Annotated in this window: 17 protein-coding genes and 1 pseudogene; 16 read left to right on the top strand and 2 right to left on the bottom strand. The window is 42.3% G+C overall.

The window, feature by feature from the left end:
* Positions 1-42 precede the first annotated feature (42 nt).
* Entirely contained in the window at positions 43-711 is a 669-nt protein-coding gene (locus M8E35_RS10355) for an amino acid ABC transporter permease (RefSeq protein ID WP_252468793.1), read from the bottom strand.
* 56 nt (positions 712-767) lie between these two features.
* Entirely contained in the window at positions 768-1,556 is a 789-nt protein-coding gene (locus M8E35_RS10350) for an ABC transporter substrate-binding protein (protein ID WP_252468792.1), read from the bottom strand.
* A 407-nt stretch (positions 1,557-1,963) separates the two neighbouring features.
* Here M8E35_RS10350 and kamA point away from each other — a divergent pair, with 407 nt between their 5' ends.
* The 16 genes and pseudogenes from kamA to M8E35_RS10270 all read left to right on the top strand — a co-directional run bounded on the left by kamA (position 1,964) and on the right by M8E35_RS10270 (position 17,644).
* Positions 1,964-3,256 carry a lysine 2,3-aminomutase gene (gene kamA / locus M8E35_RS10345; RefSeq protein WP_289710774.1) on the top strand — a complete coding sequence of 431 codons (1,293 nt, stop codon included), beginning with the start codon at positions 1,964-1,966 and terminating at the stop codon, positions 3,254-3,256.
* On the top strand, positions 3,249-4,076 hold the full coding sequence (ablB, locus tag M8E35_RS10340; protein WP_252468791.1) for a putative beta-lysine N-acetyltransferase: 828 nt from the start codon (positions 3,249-3,251) through the stop codon (positions 4,074-4,076). Before kamA ends, ablB begins: the two co-directional genes overlap by 8 nt.
* 275 nt (positions 4,077-4,351) lie before the next feature.
* Complete coding sequence (locus M8E35_RS10335; protein ID WP_252468790.1) at positions 4,352-4,837, top strand: ferritin-like domain-containing protein; 486 nt, start codon at positions 4,352-4,354, stop codon at positions 4,835-4,837.
* A gap of 373 nt (positions 4,838-5,210) precedes the next feature.
* Positions 5,211-5,513 carry an ArsR/SmtB family transcription factor gene (locus tag M8E35_RS10330; RefSeq protein WP_289710773.1) on the top strand — a complete coding sequence of 101 codons (303 nt, stop codon included), beginning with the start codon at positions 5,211-5,213 and terminating at the stop codon, positions 5,511-5,513.
* Between the two features lie 20 nt (positions 5,514-5,533).
* Positions 5,534-5,638, top strand: a pseudogene (locus tag M8E35_RS10325) (permease); the annotation flags it as partial.
* A 274-nt stretch (positions 5,639-5,912) separates the two neighbouring features.
* Positions 5,913-6,371: a ribosome maturation factor RimP gene (gene rimP, locus M8E35_RS10320; protein ID WP_252468789.1), complete on the top strand. Its 459-nt coding sequence runs from the start codon at positions 5,913-5,915 to the stop codon at positions 6,369-6,371.
* A gap of 38 nt (positions 6,372-6,409) precedes the next feature.
* A complete protein-coding gene (gene nusA, locus M8E35_RS10315; RefSeq protein ID WP_252468788.1) occupies positions 6,410-7,789 on the top strand; it encodes a transcription termination factor NusA in 1,380 nt (459 codons plus the stop codon).
* A gap of 4 nt (positions 7,790-7,793) precedes the next feature.
* Complete coding sequence (rnpM, locus tag M8E35_RS10310; protein ID WP_073032855.1) at positions 7,794-8,057, top strand: RNase P modulator RnpM; 264 nt, start codon at positions 7,794-7,796, stop codon at positions 8,055-8,057.
* Positions 8,054-8,350 carry a L7Ae/L30e/S12e/Gadd45 family ribosomal protein gene (locus M8E35_RS10305; RefSeq protein WP_252468787.1) on the top strand — a complete coding sequence of 99 codons (297 nt, stop codon included), beginning with the start codon at positions 8,054-8,056 and terminating at the stop codon, positions 8,348-8,350. Before rnpM ends, M8E35_RS10305 begins: the two co-directional genes overlap by 4 nt.
* 44 nt (positions 8,351-8,394) lie before the next feature.
* Complete coding sequence (infB, locus tag M8E35_RS27175; protein ID WP_252468786.1) at positions 8,395-11,466, top strand: translation initiation factor IF-2; 3,072 nt, start codon at positions 8,395-8,397, stop codon at positions 11,464-11,466.
* Between the two features lie 28 nt (positions 11,467-11,494).
* Positions 11,495-11,869, top strand: a complete 375-nt coding sequence (gene rbfA / locus M8E35_RS10295) for a 30S ribosome-binding factor RbfA (protein WP_252468785.1) — start codon at positions 11,495-11,497, stop codon at positions 11,867-11,869.
* Positions 11,862-12,845, top strand: coding sequence for a DHH family phosphoesterase (locus M8E35_RS10290; protein ID WP_252468784.1), 984 nt, complete (start codon positions 11,862-11,864; stop codon positions 12,843-12,845). Before rbfA ends, M8E35_RS10290 begins: the two co-directional genes overlap by 8 nt.
* A complete protein-coding gene (gene truB / locus M8E35_RS10285; RefSeq protein WP_252468783.1) occupies positions 12,829-13,713 on the top strand; it encodes a tRNA pseudouridine(55) synthase TruB in 885 nt (294 codons plus the stop codon). The genes M8E35_RS10290 and truB overlap by 17 nt, the downstream gene beginning before the upstream one ends.
* 48 nt (positions 13,714-13,761) lie before the next feature.
* Positions 13,762-14,736, top strand: coding sequence for a bifunctional riboflavin kinase/FAD synthetase (locus M8E35_RS10280; RefSeq protein ID WP_252468781.1), 975 nt, complete (start codon positions 13,762-13,764; stop codon positions 14,734-14,736).
* A 110-nt stretch (positions 14,737-14,846) separates the two neighbouring features.
* Entirely contained in the window at positions 14,847-15,113 is a 267-nt protein-coding gene (rpsO, locus tag M8E35_RS10275) for a 30S ribosomal protein S15 (RefSeq protein WP_289710772.1), read from the top strand.
* 383 nt (positions 15,114-15,496) lie between these two features.
* Positions 15,497-17,644 carry a polyribonucleotide nucleotidyltransferase gene (locus M8E35_RS10270; protein WP_252468780.1) on the top strand — a complete coding sequence of 716 codons (2,148 nt, stop codon included), beginning with the start codon at positions 15,497-15,499 and terminating at the stop codon, positions 17,642-17,644.
* Positions 17,645-17,707: the final 63 nt, after the last annotated feature.

Below are 17,707 nucleotides of genomic sequence, written 5' to 3'. Positions count from 1 at the left end.
TTATCGACCTTTGACTTTTTCGGTATGTATGCCAAATTCATATCAATTCCCCCTTGTCCGGCTTTCTCTAGATAATCGCCACTCCAGACTGCGTAAAAGCGCTGATATCACTGTGGTCATCAGTAAATAGAGTACGGCGGCGGCGGTGTAGAATTCCAATGAGGCAAACGTCCTACTGGCAAAACGCTGGGACGTTTGAAGAAGATCCGACATCGTAATGACTGAACATAGTGATGAATCTTTTAAAGTAATAATAAACTGATTGCCCAATGACGGTATCGAAATCCGCAAAGCTTGGGGGAAGATAATCCTGCGCATGGTTAAGAATTTGCCCATGCCAAGGGATAGAGAAGCTTCAGTTTGCCCTTCCGGGATTGCTTCAATTCCCCCCCGAAAGACTTCGGCAAGGTACGCCCCGCTGTTGATTCCCAGTCCTATTACAGAAGATGCAAAAGCACTTAATGTAATACCAAGCTGTGGTAAACCGAAATAAATGAGAAAGAGCTGAACAAGCAAAGGGGTTCCCCGAATCAGCCAAATGTAAAAATGAGCAATATAGCGCAGGGGTGTGTGAGATATCTTCATGAGAGCGGCAACGAGACCTAGAAGGATGCCAAATGCAATTCCCAGTACAGCAAGTTCTATGGTCAAACCTGCCCCCTGCAACAAAAAAGGCAGATATTTAGGGATGATACTAAAGTCAAGATTCAAAGCAACATACCTCCAGTCTGATCAGAGCGGCACCCCTTGCTGATTGACCTTCGGCTTTAACGAATATCCGCATTGAAATATTTTTCGCTAATTTTTTGATAGGTTCCGTCATCCATCATTTCAGCTAAAGCACTGTTCACAGCCTCCAGTAATTTGGGACTGTCTTTGCGAATCGCAATGCCCATCTTCTCTGCATATAACATATCGCCCACCAGTTTATAGGGGTAATTATTCTCTTTAATCGCATTTAAACCTACAATCTTATCAGTAATAACGGCATCCAGTCTTTTGTTGGCCATATCATTAAAGGCATCAGGGTCACCTTTATAAGTCTTTACAGCAGCCCCCAATTCTCGAGCTTTCGTTTCAAATGTCGTCCCCAGAACAACCCCGACTGTTTTGCCTTTGAGATCAATCCCTCCTCTGATTTGCGAGTCCGAGGGCACAATAACTTGGGCTCCTGAACGGTAATAAGGGGTACTGAAATTTACTTTTTCCAATCTCTCGTCCGTTATCGCCATACTCCCTAAGATCATGTCGAATTTGCTGGTTGTCAAGCCTGCAATGAGTCCATCCCATTCAGTTGCGATCGGTGCTGGGTTCACGTTAATTCTTTTGGCAATCTCTTGGCCTATTTCGACATCAAATCCAGTAAGCTCGTTCTGCTCGTTAAAATAGTTGAAGGGTGGGTACTGACCACTCATGGCATAGGTCAATTTTCCGTCGACCTTAATCTGGTCCAAGGTGGTTTTAGTTGGCGTGTCAGAATTGGTTTTTGATGTACCACAGCCGCTTATTATCAACAAGATTAGGGTAATGAGGATTAGAACATTAAATTTTTTCATTTTTTCTTCTACCTCCTATGTACCTTTTTTCATTTGAAAGAGCACAACTTCAAACTCCTTCTATATAAGCATAGAACCACCTCCCGAGAAAGAAAAAAATCGTGATACAAACAACTTTATTATATATAATAAGTTGTTTGTATTTAAAGTATACCATATTTTTAAACATAAGGCCATTATGTTCAATCTCCCATTTCGAGGGTTTTGATACTTGTATAGACGTATATAGAAAATTTATACATATTTCTACAAAAGTTTTTGTTGACATATATTCACCAACAACTTATTATGTTTATTAAAGTTGTCAGTTGCATTAGGATATTTCTCACAAGGTTTTCTAAAGAAAGATAAGAGATCGGGGCTCGGGGCTATCCTGAAAATTAGGGTAACTGACGAGGAGGTAACAAATGAATGTGAATGAACAAAGACGACAAACCTTATGGCCTGATATAAATGATGAGCAATGGAATGATTGGCACTGGCAAATGTCTAACAGGATTACAAACCACAAGGAATTACTGCAGGCTATGTCTGTTCCCTCCGAGGAAGCTGATCAGATTGAGAAGTGCCTGGAAAATTTCCGAATGGCAATCACTCCATACTATTTTTCCCTGATGGATCCCCAGAATCCAGAGTGCTCTATTAGAAAACAGGCAATTCCTTCAATCCACGAATTGAGCAAATCCTCATGTGATTTAGAAGATCCACTGCATGAAGAAGCTGATTCTCCGGTACCAGGATTGACACACCGTTATCCAGATCGAGTGTTACTCCTGGTAACTGATCAGTGCTCAATGTACTGCAGACATTGCACCAGAAGGAGAATGGCTGGACAAACGGACAAGGCTTTACCATTGAATCAATTTAAGCTCGCCCTGGACTATATCCGTTCCAACCCACAGATTCGTGACGTCCTGATCTCCGGAGGGGATCCATTGACCCTTTCTGATGATCGGCTGGATTATATCTTATCCAACCTTCGTTCGATTCCTAATGTTGAGATTATCCGCATTGGGACAAGAACCCCAGTAGTATTGCCGATGCGAATTACGGATAAGCTCATTGAAGTTTTTCAAAAATACCATCCAATCTGGATCAACACCCACTTTAATCATCCCAAGGAACTTACGATTGAAGCACGCAATGCTCTGAACAAACTGGCTAATGCGGGTATTCCACTTGGGAACCAAACGGTTTTGCTTAGAGGAATCAATGATTGTCCTGTGATTATGAAAAAACTGGTTCATGAACTCGTAAAATGCCGGGTGAGGCCCTACTACTTATACCAATGCGACTTATCCAGTGGCATTGAGCACTTTCGAACTTCTGTCAGTACTGGTTTGGAAATCATTGAAATGCTTAGAGGACATACCTCTGGCTTTGCTGTGCCTGTCTTTGTTGTCGATGCCCCGGGAGGTGGAGGTAAAATCCCCCTTCAACCTAACTATTTGATTTCCCAATCAAATGACAAAGTAATTCTTCGTAATTATGAAGGAGTTATCAGCGTATATCAGGAACCAGAAGATAAAACAAGCCGTTGCAAGACATGCGCAAACACCTGCAGCAGTTCCAAAACTCGTAAAATTGGTCTTGCTAAATTGCTGAAAGGCGGGCTGATTAGTCTGACACCCCAAGAAAACATGCGGCAGGAGAGGAGAAAAAAAGTATCCGGCGGATGCGGAGGTGGAGCAAATGTTTAACACTAGGGGCGCAGTAAGTTCCCCAAGTCTCATTTCGGTGGATGAGAGGAATAAACGCCTAGTCGTCAACGGATACCCACTAGGAACTAAGCCTTCTCTATTTAGTCGGGAGCTTATTGATCTGGCAGTTACAAAGGAATTGGAAAAAATTTGGCTATGGGCCTTGCCCAGAGATGTACCTAAATTTGTGAAATGCGGCTTTCATATCGAAGGAAACATCTTTCGTTATGACTATGAGGAATTTGCGGTTAGCCTTGCCTATTACGTTTTTAAGGCAAGAGGACTTTCAGATAAGATACAAAAAGAGAATGATATTGTGTATACGGTTAGGACGGAACCAATTAAGCAGTCACAAAGTTTGCCAATCGGAATGGAATTGAAGATTTTAGATGAAACCTTTGCCCGACAAATATCGCAAGTATTAACACAAGTTTTTATAAGCTACCCATCCCCGGTGGAAAGTTCTCAGTATATCAGTTCTTTAATGCATAATGGAAATATTTTTGCTGGAGCGTTTTCACAAGAGAAACTGATTGGGGTAGCAGCTGCTTACCCTGATTATCTTTTTAATCGTTGCGAAATGACGGATTGTGCAACGATTGAAGAGTACCGTGGACATTCACTGTCCGAACGTTTACTAGGTATTTTAGAGCATGAAGTTCAAAAGCATGGTTCATTTATACTATATACATTAGCTCGCGCTCAGTCTTTTGGGATGAATAGAGTATTCTATAAACTTGGATACAGATATCAAGGGCGACTGATTAATAATTGCCATATTGCAGGTTCTTTTGAGGACATGAATTTATGGGTTAGATAGGCCGAATTTCCATTCCATTGTGGAGCTCAGAACTTCCTTTTCTTAGGATATGGTTATTGAAACGCATGACCAATAACGTTGAACAAAGTATTAAATCCCGTATTTTTGAGGTCTTTTTTAGGAACAATAAGAATATAATTAAATTCTAAATTATCTTATTAATAAATAGTATAAAGTCATAGTAATTTTAAATAATAAGTACTATAATGTAATCAGTTGATTGTTCCACATCCCGTCGAAAAGGGCATACTAATATTTATTAGGGAGGTTAGTTTATGGATATTTTAGAGTTTGCAATCAAAATGGAACTTGAAGGAGAGAAATATTACACCGAGCAAGCTAAAATCAATAAGGACAATAGTTTAAGCACTGTCTTTCTTTTGTTAGCGAAAGATGAAAATATACATGCTAAGATTTTAGAAAATAAGGTTAATAAATTATCCTTCGATTTAAAACAAAGTGAAACGCTATCTGAAGCTAAAAGCGTGTTTAATGACCTGGGGACTCTTAAAAATGAACTTAAACAAGTTCCTAATCAACTTGATGTGTACAGGTCAGCTTTAGAAAATGAAAAAGAAAGTATAAACCTATATCGCAAATACTTATCTGAAGCAACGGATAATGAGTCGAAAAAGGTTTTTGAATACTTGATAAAACAAGAAGAGGATCATTATGCAATAATTGATCAGATAGTTACCCTCATTAATCACTCAGAAGAATGGGTAGAATCTGCTGAATTCGGTAAAAGAGAAGAATATTAATATCCATCGAAATGTGGTTTCAAAAAACCATCGAAATACTAACTTAAGCCGATTGAAGAATGAGAGATCCTTAGATGCCACGGTCTTAAAGATAATAAACTGTATTACGCACTGATGAATCGTCCTAAATGCTAGTCAACTAATCTTTTTTGATTTAAAACAATCTTTATTGTAAATTGGCATATATCCGTTGCCTCAAAGTATTAAGGCAACGGATATATGCCAATTTACGTTATTGCCGTATGGACATCAAAAGTTTTATAGAAGTGAAGTTTAAACAACATACACATTGACATCTCTCTATATCGTCGTATAATAGACATAGAGAAGTGTCAATGTGTATTGCGCAATTTTAATCGCCGAGGTGAGAATTTTGAAAGAGGATTATGGGGTACATGCCATGTATTTGAAAGCCCTGTCAGATGAAACCAGGCTTAAAATATTTGACATGCTTTCCAATGGAGAACTGTGTGCTTGCGATATTTTAGAGGAATTCAACATCACCCAGCCTACCCTCTCGTACCATATGAAAATCTTAAGCGAAAGTGGTTTGGTAGACAGCAGGCGTGATGGAGTTTGGATGAAATACTCTATTAATAGAAAGAACCTTGAAGCATTAAAACAGTTGTTTGATAACATTGGTCTAAACATGGATAATACATCGAGTCATCTGTGAAGATAAGGGGATGGAATTAAAAAGTGGTCAAAACCAAGCTTCTCGTTGTTTTTGCCGGACTTGTGACAGTTGGAATAATTATCATTGGTTATACTTTTAATAATCTTGGCTATTTGCTTATTTAACAACATCAAGTATTACCTTTTCATTTGCAATTTTAGAGATTCGTTGTGTTTTAAAATTATAACATGATTTAATTGGTCAAAGTTAGTAGCAGGTTGCACAGTTCTAACGAATATGCTATATTAGTATAAGGAAATTTGTAGTCTTGATGGTAAGGAGTGGGTTCTAGCCCGCTCCTTCGTTTGTCCAATTCGTAGCGTAAGTATAACTTGAGGACATCTTCGTAAGACTATGAGGAGAATGTCCATTACGTTACGTTTAAAGGAGCGAATTCATATGAATGAAGCAATAGAACAACAAATCGCGTCTATGGTTGAACCACTCGTAAGAGAGAAAGGCCTCGAATTAGTCAATGTAGAGTACTTAAAGGAAGGTGCGCATTGGTATTTGCGCCTTTACATAGATAAAGACGGTGGCGTGGATATGGATGATTGTTCAACTATCAGCCACATTGTAAGTGAAATGCTTGATCAAAAAAATGCTATTCCGCAAGCCTATATGTTGGAAGTGTCTTCTCCTGGACTTGAACGTCCTCTTAAAAAGGAAGAGGACTTTGTTCGTTTTCAGGGAAGTTTGGTTAATGTCCATACCAGTTCCCAGTTTCAAGGGTACAAGAAATTTTCCGGAAATCTTGTTGGACTAATCAACGATGAGATCGTTTTAGAATACAATGATGAGCGTGTCGCCATTCCACGCACGTTGGTAAAGAAAACTCATTTGGCACTGGATTTTTAGATTATTTTTTACAATAGAATAAGGAGGAAAAAGGAAAAATGAATATGGAGTTCATCGAGGCCCTTCACGAGTTAGAAAAAGGACGGGGAATTTCTGCAGAAATTCTATTTGAGGCGATTGAGGCTGCACTGATTTCCGCATACAAGAAGAATTTCGGATCATTACAAAATGTACGAGTTCTTATTGATCGTTTAACCGGTGAGTTTAAAGTTTATGCCCGTAAAACCGTTGTCGATCTCGTGGAGGATGCTCGGACTCAGGTTAGCTTGGTGGAGGCGCGTAATCTGGATCCTAATTACCAACTTGAAGACATTGTGGAATACGAAGTAACTCCTCGTGAGTTTGGGCGAATTGCTGCGCAAACTGCGAAGCAAGTTGTCGTACAACGCATTAGAGAAGCAGAACGCGGCATGATTTATGACGAATTTGTCAATCGTGAAGGGGATATCGTTACCGGAGTTGTCCAGCGGTATGAACAGAAGAATGTCATTGTTGATTTAGGGAAAGTAGAAGCTGTACTTCCTGCACAGGAACAAATACCTGGAGAAGGATATCAATCGTTTGAGCGTATCAAAACCTATGTCGTAGAGGTTAAGAAAACGACGAAGGGCCCACAGATTATGCTTTCCCGAACACATCCAGGCTTAATAAAACGTTTATTTGAGCTTGAAGTTCCTGAGATACATGACGGGATCGTAGAAATAAAGGGAGTTTCTCGTGAAGCTGGAGCTCGCTCCAAAATCGCAGTTTATTCACGTGATCCAAACGTTGACCCTGTAGGAGCATGTGTTGGCCCTAAAGGAGTGCGCGTACAGACTATTGTCACAGAATTAAAAGGAGAAAAGATTGATATTGTAAACTTCTCAATCGATCCCCAAGAATTTGTGGCTAATTCCCTATCTCCTGCAAAAGTCTTACAAGTATATCCTAAACTCAATGAAAAGGTTGCTATTGTTGTGGTTCCGGATTATCAGCTTTCTTTGGCGATTGGAAAAGAGGGACAAAACGCACGATTAGCGGCCAAACTTACGGGTTGGAAGATTGATATAAAAAGTGAATCTCAGGCCATCGCTCATAATATCATTCCCCAAGGACAAGAAGAGTATGAAAATTATGATGAGTATGGCGAATATGAGGAATACTCTGAATATGATGAGTACGCAGAATCCGATGGATATCAAGAGTATCAAGAAGAACAAGAGTATCAAGAAGACACGGTTACACAAGGGCTAAAACTTACCGAAAACGCTGAAAATAATGAGAATGAAACATATGCCGGATATGCAGAGGAGCTGGAGCCCCTTGAAAATGATGTCGATCCGATAGTTACTGAAGCAGTCCCGGATAAAATAGTTGAGGATTTATTAACTGGCATCAACGAGCGTCCTAAGGAGAAAAAAAAGAAAGGAAAGGGGTGATGGTATGAAGACACGAAAAGTCCCGATGCGGATGTGCTTAGGGTGCCAAGAAATGAAGCCCAAAAAAGAGCTTTTGCGAATCGTTAGAACTCCAGAAGGAATTGTAGAGCTCGATCCCACTGGAAAACGGAATGGTCGTGGCGCATACCTTTGCTCTAATTCTGTCTGTTTTCAAACCGCCGTCAAAGAGCGTCGCTTCAGGAAAGCTTTTGGAGTGGATGTAGATCCAGCAGTTTTTACTCACTTGGAAGGAAAAATATCTTTGTGAATACACGTACCCAATCTTTAATTGGAATTGCTCGGCGGGCCGGAAAAATTGCTTCTGGAGATGCTCAAATTGAGGCCATGATTAAAAAAAGAAAAGGCTTTCTTCTTATCATAGCGGAGGATGCTCACGGAGCACAAAAAAAGTATACTCTGTGGGCTAATGATATAAAATTACCAGTGTATATCACTGGTACAAAGCTAGAACTAGGATGTTCTATAGGACTTTCGCCGCGTTCAGCAGTGCTTATTTTGGATCAAGGGTTTGCTAAGGCTATATTACTAGCAAGGAGCTGATGCTTGGAGCGTAATGTGGGAGCCGATTATGTGGGGGTGGTTAAATGAGTATTCGTGTTCATGAATTAGCAAAAGAATTGAATTTTAGCAGTAAAGAAGTGATGACAAGACTCGTGGCTATGGGAACTGATGTGAAAAACCATTTAAGTACGGTCGATCAAAATGACGCAGATCGATTAAGGAACCAACTGAAAGGAAAGGAGATAAATTTGGAGCATTCTGAACACAAAAATACTGAGGAAAAAAGGCCAATAGTATCTGAATCAGCACAAGAAGGTAAGCTGAAAGAACCCCGTTCGGCAATAGAACGACAGTCACAAGGTCCTCGTCAGGGTACAGAAGGGCAGTCTCAAAATCCTAATTCGGAATTAGAAGGACGTCCGCAAGGCCCTCGACCAGGATATCAAGGCCAGCCGCAAGGTCCGCGACCAGGATATCAAGGCCAGCCGCAAGGTCCGCGACCAGGATATCAAGGCCAGCCGCAAGGTCCGCGTCCAGGGTACCAAGGTCAGCCGCAAGGTCCGCGTCCAGGATATCAAGGTCAACCGCAAGGCCCTAGACCAGGGTATCAAGGTCAGCCGCAAGGCCCTAGACCAGGGTATCAAGGTCAGCCGCAAGGCTCGGGACCAGGATATCAAGGCCAGCCACAAGGTCCGCGTCCAGGATATCAAGGCCAGCCGCAAGGTCCGCGACCAGGATATCAAGGCCAGCCGCAAGGTCCGCGACCAGGATATCAAGGCCAGCCGCAAGGTCCGCGACCAGGGTACCAAGGTCAGCCGCAAGGCCCGCGTCCAGGGTACCAAGGTCAGCCGCAAGGTCCGCGTCCAGGGTACCAAGGTCAGCCGCAAGGTCCGCGACCAGGGTATCAAGGTCAGCCGCAAGGTCCGCGACCAGGGTATCAAGGTCAGCCGCAAGGCCCGCGACCAGGGTACCAAGGTCAGCCGCAAGGCCCGCGACCAGGGTATCAAGGTCAGCCGCAAGGCCCGCGACCAGGGTATCAAGGTCAGCCGCAAGGCCCGCGACCAGGATATCAGGGTCAGCCGCAAGGCCCGCGACCAGGATATCAAGGTCAGCAGCAAGGTCCCCGACCAGGATATCAGGGTCAACCGCAAGGTGCCCGTCCAGGATATCAAGGTCAATCGCAAGGTAATCGTCCAGGAATGGCTCCACGTGCTGGTGGAGGTGCCCCGCCGTCACCAATCATCGTAGAGCAAGCTAAAAGACAGATGCCTGCAAATAAGAAGGCCCAGGATAAGGCTTATGAACGGAAACGTGAAGTAGAAAAAGAAAGAGAAAATGCCATCCGGTCACCACATAGACGCTTTCAAAAACATCCAAAAAAAGAAGTTAGGGATACGACTCCAAAGCATATTGTGATACAAGGATCAATATCTGTCCAAGATTTAGCCTCTAAAATGAGCCGTAAGGCTGGGGAACTGATTAAACAGCTTATGACTCTGGGAGTTATGGCTACAATTAATCAAGAATTGGACATTGAAACAGCCACCATCCTGGCAGGTGAAATGGGTGTTACGGTTGAGGTTAAAGCCGAGAAATCAATGGCTGTTATTGAAGAGATCCAAGATGATCCAAAAGACCTCGTTTTCCGTCCACCTGTAGTTACCGTAATGGGACATGTCGACCACGGAAAAACTTCCCTTCTTGATGCTATTCGAACAACACATGTAACGGCTTCGGAGGCGGGAGGAATTACTCAACACATCGGGGCTTATCAAGTTGAAATTAATGGTCAAAAGATTACCTTCTTGGATACACCTGGGCATGAAGCTTTTACCTCTATGCGTGCTCGTGGTGCTCAAGTAACTGATATCGCTATATTGGTAGTAGCGGCTGATGATGGAATTATGCCACAAACCATTGAGGCTATAAATCATGCTAAAGCAGCTGACGTGCCTATCATTGTAGCTATTAATAAGATAGATAAAGAAAATGCAGTTCCTGAAAAAGTAAAACAGGAACTGACCGAGTACGGTCTTGTCGTTGAAGAATGGGGCGGAGATACGATTGCCGTTCCTGTATCGGCAAAAAGTCAACTAAACATCGAACAACTTCTTGAGATGATTTTATTAGTCGCTGAAGTTCGTGATTTTAAAGCAAATCCCAATCGTCCGGCTGCTGGCACAGTCATCGAAGCCGAATTAGATAAGGGTAAAGGACCTGTCGCTACCGTTCTTATTTCCAAGGGTACGCTTAACATTGGAGATGTGGCTGTTGCCGGCTGTGCCTATGGTCGAATTAAGGCCATGTTGGATGAAAAAGGCCGACGTGTTAAAAAGGCCGGTCCCTCCATGCCCGTGGAAGTGCATGGTTTGTCCGAAGTGCCTGAAGCTGGGGAACCTTTCTATGTTGTAGCAGATGAAAAATTGGCTCGTCAAATAACATCGGCACGTATTGCTGTACGAAAAGTAGCAGAGTCCAAGCAAAGCGTGGCTGTTAAAGTGAGCTTAGAAGACCTTTTTGATAAGATAAAAGAGGGCGAGATCAAAGACCTAAACATTATCATTAAGGCAGATGTACAAGGTTCAGTCGAAGCCTTAAAGCAGTCCTTACTTCGTCTTTCGACGAGTGAGGTACGCGTCAATCCAATTCATGGCGGGGTCGGTGCAATCAATAAAAATGACATTATGCTCGCGTCAGCTTCAAATGCAATTATTTTGGGCTTTAATGTCCGACCAGATGCCAACGCGAAGGCGACGGCTGAACTGGATAGCGTAGATGTGAGACTTTACCGAGTCATCTATGATGCCATTGAGGATGTTAAAGCTGCTATGACTGGCTTGCTGGATCCTTCCTTCAAAGAGGTTGTCGTAGGCAAGGCTGAAGTCCGTATGGTCTTTAAAGTCCCTAAAGCGGGAACGGTCGCTGGTTGTATGGTGACAGAAGGAAAAATCATACGTTCTGCAAAAGTGCGCGTTATTCGTGATAGTATAGTAATCCATGAAGGCGTTATGGAATCTCTTAAGCGCTTTAAAGATGATGCAAAAGAAGTTGCTGAGGGTTACGAATGCGGAATTGGCATAGAAAAGTATAATGATGTCAAAGAGGGAGACACTATTGAGGCATTTGTTATGGAAGAAGTAAAGCGGACATTATAGCAGTAAATCAGCCCTGGAGGTATTAGGTATGTCAAAACATCGACCCAATCGGTTAGCGGAAACACTTAAAGAGGAAATCTCTCAACTTATTCGAGTGGAGTTAAAGGATCCTCGTATTGGATTTGTTACTCTCACAAGTGTGGATGTTGCAGATGATTTATCACACGCAAAAGTGTATATAAGTGTTTTGGGCACTGAGGATGAAGGAAATGCATCATTGGATGCCTTGAATCGCGCGGCAGGGTATGTTCGATCTGAAATTGGAAAACGGGTAAGACTCAGACATGTTCCATCGATCGTTTTCAAATACGATCCTTCCATTCAACATGGTGCACACATTGCAAAATTACTAAAAGATGTTAAGGTGTCCGATGAAACGGGTAAGGAAGAATCCCATGAATGAAAACACCCTTGTCCAAGAGTTCATTGAAGTCCTGAGAAAAGCGCCAAAGGTGGCGCTTTTCTCCCATGTATCTCCGGATGGCGACTGTTTAGGATCAATGTTGGCCATCGGTTTGGCATTGGAAAAAATGGGCAAAGAGGTATCGTTTTATAACCCGAATCCGGTGCCAAGCAACTTAATGTTTTTGCCGGGTTCATCCCGTATAAGTCAGCAACTTCCTGATCCTCAACCAGAGACTCTTGTATTTGTGGACTGTACAGATCTGGGACGAGTTAACCTTTTGACGTCAGATATCTCTAAAGTAAGTACAATACTTAACTTAGATCATCACATCTCGAATCAACACTTTGGACACATCAACTGGGTTGATGCCCAAGCAAGTGCTGTTGGAGAGCTTGCCTTGACTCTCATTAACCTTTTAGGTGCAGAGATAGACAGTGAAATTGCTACAAATGTCTATACAGCCATTGTGACGGATTCAGGGTGTTTTCAGTATGGTAATACTACAGCTCAGACTCATCGTCTGACTGCAGAACTATTGGATCTAGGTATAGATTTGGTTAGTATTCACCACAAAATTTTTGATCAAAAGCCACTTTCCCAAATCAAGCTACTTCAATATGCCTTAAATGGATTGGAAATCCACGCCGAAGGGCAGTTGGCCCTTATGACTTTAAGCTTAGAGGATTTTCAAAAGAGCGGCGCAGAACAAGAATTAAGTGAGGGTTTGGTTAATCACGCACGCAGTATTGCGGGCGTTGAGGCAGCTGTGTTACTTAAAGAGGCAGGACCTTTAGAAATTAAGGCAGGTTTGCGTTCGAATCTCTGGTTGGATGTTAATGCGATTGCAGCTAAGTTTGGCGGAGGAGGACACAATCGAGCTGCGGGTTGTACCTTCAGAGTCCCAATAGAGGATGCGAAGCAAAGCATAGTTAGTGCGATTGAGGAGGCGTTAAGGATTGGAAGGAATTATTAACGTGCTCAAACCGCCTGGAATGACTTCTTCGGATGTTGTTGTCTGGATAAGAAAAATTCTAAAGATAAAAAAAGTTGGACATACAGGAACTCTTGACCCAGGGGTTGCTGGTGTGTTACCGATCTGTGTGGGCAAGGGAACCCGTTTAGCAGAGTATATAACAGAGCAAGGGAAGGCATATATTGCCGAATTGACGTTTGGCGTTACGACAGATACTCAGGATTCATATGGTAAAGTAATCCGCGAGACCTCACCAATACTCAACCGAAGTGAATTAGAACGAATTTTGCCCAATTTTACAGGTAAGATATCCCAAGTTCCTCCGATGTATTCCGCAGTTCGTAAAGAAGGTAAACATCTCTATGAATATGCTCGAAAAGGGATACCGATCGAGATAAATCCACGTGAAGTGTCTATTTATAAATTGAACCTTGAAGAATGGTTTGATGGACAGTTTCCAAAAGCTATCTTGGACATTGAGTGTTCAAAAGGGACCTATATAAGGACAATTTGTCATGATCTTGGACAAACTTTAGGTTGTGGAGCACATATGTCCTATTTAGTACGAATTCGTTCCGGGCCGTTTAAGATCCAAGAAAGTTGGACGCTTGAAGAGATTGAAGAGGCTGTATGTGACGGCGATTTTTCCTTTATACTGCCGTTAACTGCTGGAATTGATCTGCCTAAGGTTTCCTTATCCGGATTGCGTTCAAATGCTTTCAGGAATGGGTTGCCAACTAAAAGAGAACAAGTTAAGATTTTAGACGATAAAAAAGAGCCTTACGTACAAGTTATGGAGAGTGAAGAATTAATCGGAATAGGGGTTTGGCGTGAGGAAGCTCTTTACCCACATAAAGTTTTCAAATGACTAGTCAGAAAGTCGCTGACTAGTTCTGATATTTAGGAGGTCAGATCGGTGCAAGTTCGAACAAGTCTGCCTATGGAAAGAGAACCTTGTGTCTTAGCGTTAGGTAATTTTGATGGGGTACATCTGGGACATCGTCGATTGCTTGAGCATGGGCTTGAACAAGCCGCGCGTTTAGGGGTGGGGCTTGATGTTTTGATCTTTGAGCCTCATCCGCTAAAAGTATTATTTCCCGAAAGGGGAGTAAAACTATTGTCCACGACTCAAGAGCGATTACTTTATATGGAGGAGATTGGGGTTCGTACAGTCTACCATCTGCCCTTTACAATGGAGATGGCGAATACTTCTCCAGAACAGTTTGTTGAGAAGATTCTTTTACCTCTTGGGGTAATTCATGTTGTGGTTGGTTTTAATTATTCATTTGGTGCTCAAGGTAAAGGTAATTCCGAGTTGATTCAAGCCTTAGGGCAAAAGCATGGCTTTGGAGTGAGTGTGCTTCAGGCTCAGACTTTGGGTGGCCGTGTGATCTCTTCCAGCAGTATTCGTAAAGCATTACAACTAGGGGATATTCAATTGGCAAGCTCTCTGCTTGGACACCTTCCTTGCCTGCGTGGGACAGTTATACATGGGGAAGAGCGCGGACGGATGCTTGGTTACCCTACAGCCAATATTCTAACTTCAGACGATTTTTTGATTCCGAAGCGAGGGGTTTACGCAGTTTGGAGTACTATTGATGAAAAACGCGTATTAGGGATGATGAACATCGGAATGAAACCAACCTTTCATGAAGTGTATGATACTGTGGTGGAGGTCCATTTCTTTGATTTTGAAGGTGATCTGTATGGCAAGGAAATCACAGTGTGTATTGAAGAACGTTTGCGTGACGAACGAAAATTTAATGGGGTTAACGAGCTTTTGACTCAGTTAGAAAGAGATTGCTCAAATGCTAAAGGGGTATTAGATGAAATCCAAGATCGCCAAGACAGCAATAACGCCCTATCGCAGACTAACTTTACAAATCAATAATTAACATGTATACTACTTTAGAAACTATTAGGACCCACTGACTCGGCTAAACGAAGTCTCCAACGTTAACCTGGGCAGTCGGGAATTATAAAAATTGGAGGAATTTTATCATGATGACACCTGAGAGAAAGCAAGAGATTATTTTAAAGCACGCACAACACGAAGGGGATACCGGTTCTCCGGAAGTGCAAATTGCGCTTCTCACTGAGCGAATTACGTATTTAACAGAACACTTTAAGACGCATAAGAAAGACCACCATTCCCGTCGTGGACTTTTGAAAATGGTTGGTTCCAGGCGTGCGTTATTAACTTATCTAAAGAACGTTAATTTTGATCGTTATCGTAATATTATTGGTGTACTTGGCTTGCGGAAATAATCTAGCTTAAAGGCGAGAAAGAAGCGGATCACATAGATCCGCTTCTTTCTCCTTTAAAAGACACTGAGCGAAGTCGAGGTCTGAGGGCGATGTTCTCAAGACGCATGATTTGAAATTAAAACTATGTCTAGGGACACTTAGAATATTCTACATAATTGCGCTCGGTAAGAGAAACCTAAGGAGTAAGGTTTCTTTTTAGGGGGATTAAGTGCCTTTCTATGGCTGTAATGCCTATAAATGATAGTAAAAAGATGGTTTTTATGCAGTATAAGAGATATTATTGCTAACTTAGTTTTATTTCTGCAAATTGCAGGAAATAATAACAATATGTCGAAGAGAAAACAAGTTAAAAAGGATTTGAATAGATTTAAGGAGGTTCCATTGTGAAACAGGAAATACTAGAAAAGTCACTCTCGGTAGGTGGAAGAACTATGACTTTCCAAACCGGGAAACTTGGTAAGCAAGCGGGAGGTGCAATATTTCTCCGCTATGGAGATACAGTGGTGACTGCATTTGCTACATGCAGTACTGTAGCTCGAGAGGGCATTGATTTCTTTCCCTTGACTGTTGAGTTTGAAGAACGTATGTATGCTGCAGGCAAAATTCCAGGCGGATTTATTAAACGTGAAGGAAGAGCGAGTGAGAAGGCTACCCTGTCAGCACGTTTAATTGACCGTCCTATCCGCCCGTTGTTTCCACAAGGATTTCGCAATGAAGTTCAAGTGGTTGCAGCAGTAATGTCAGTTGATCAAGACTGTGCAACAGATATTACCGCAATCAATGCTGCTTCTGCAGCGTTAAGCATATCAAACATTCCCTTTGAAGGTCCTATCGCGGCAGTTACGGTAGGACTTGTAGAAGATGAATACATCATTAATCCTACTATTGAACAAGCAGCAAAAAGCGAAATGCTTCTTACAGTAGCAGGAACGCAGGATGCTGTTATGATGGTAGAAGCCAGTGCTCATGAAGTGCCAGAGGATAAAATCCTAGAAGCTATTATGTTTGGACATGAAGAAATCAAGAAAATAACCAAGTTTATTGAAGACTATCGTGAGGAAGCTTCTAAGATGGGCTTAGCAAAAGATAAACTTGAATTAAAGATTGCAGGCAATCCGGCTAATATTGTAGAAGCGGTTAATGCCTATGCTTACGACAGGTTAGATAAGGCTGTCCGCGTGGAGGAGAAAAAAGCCCGGGAGAGTGCAATTGACGAAGTTAAAGCTGAAACTTTGGCTCATTTCGAAGCTGAGTTCCCAGATGATTCAAGAGTCATTAAAAATGTTTTAGAGGACATTGTCCATCAGATTGTCCGCAAATTGATCACCCACGAGCAGATTAGACCTGATGGTCGGGCAGTTGATGAAGTTCGTCCGATAAGTGTCGAAGTAGGGATCTTACCTCGTACACATGGGACGGGCCTCTTTACACGCGGGCAGACTCAGGTTTTAACAGTAGCGACTTTGGGTGCTGCAAGGGATGAACAGATTTTAGACGGTTTGGGCCTAGAAAGATCGAAACGTTATATACATCATTATAATTTCCCTCCATACAGTGTTGGAGAGACAAGGCCTATGCGTGGGCCGGGACGAAGAGAAATAGGTCATGGTGCTTTAGCAGAACGTGCCTTAATCCCGGTTTTACCAAACGAAGACGAGTTTCCCTATACGATTCGCTTGGTTTCTGAGGTCTTGGAATCCAATGGATCTAGTTCGATGGCTTCCGTATGCGGCAGCACACTCTCTCTAATGGATGCAGGCGTTCCTATTTTATCGCCAGTAGCAGGGATTGCCATGGGCCTTATTAAGGAAGAAGATCAAATTGCCATTCTTACTGATATTCAAGGCATGGAAGATCACTTTGGGGATATGGATTTTAAAGTGGCTGGAACCAGCAAAGGGGTAACCGCTTTGCAAATGGATATTAAAATCATGGGTGTATCCAGAGAGATTCTCTTAAAAGCTTTAACCCAAGCTAAAGCCGGCCGACTTTTCATTTTAGATAAGATGTTGGCTGTGATGGACAAGCCTCGACCGCAACTTTCTTCCTATGCACCAAGAATTATCACCGCCACAATTCATCCGGATAAGATTCGTGATGTTATCGGACCTGGAGGAAAAACCATTAAGAAGATTGTAGAGGAAACTGATGTCAAAATTGATATCGAGGATGACGGACGTGTCTTCATATCTTCAGTTGGTGGCGACGGTGGAGAGAAGGCCTTGAAAATTATTCAGGCCCTGACTCAGGAAGTAGAAGTTGGCAAGATCTATCAAGGTAAGGTAACAAGAGTTATGGATTTTGGCGCTTTTGTTGAAGTCATTCCAGGGGTTCTGGGACTTACTGGTAAGGAAGGCCTCGTTCATATTTCTCAACTGGCTCACGAACGTGTAGAAAAAGTAGAAGATATTGTTAAAGTTGGGGATGAGATTACAGTTAAAGCAACTGCTATCGACAAACAAGGCAGGTTAAATCTATCTCGCAAAGAGGCGATGCCCCGTAAGGAGAATCCAACGGTTCCTAAATCTTAACGACTTTAACCAAATAATCAACAAATGATCAGTCTGTGAGTCCTCCTATCCGCATAAATTTTA

It is taken from the genome of Desulfosporosinus nitroreducens (genome assembly GCF_023897015.1).
GTDB classification, from domain to species: domain Bacteria; phylum Bacillota; class Desulfitobacteriia; order Desulfitobacteriales; family Desulfitobacteriaceae; genus Desulfosporosinus; species Desulfosporosinus nitroreducens.
The sequence above is the reverse complement of the archived record's forward strand: the minus strand, read 5'-3'. Positions and strand labels throughout refer to the sequence as shown.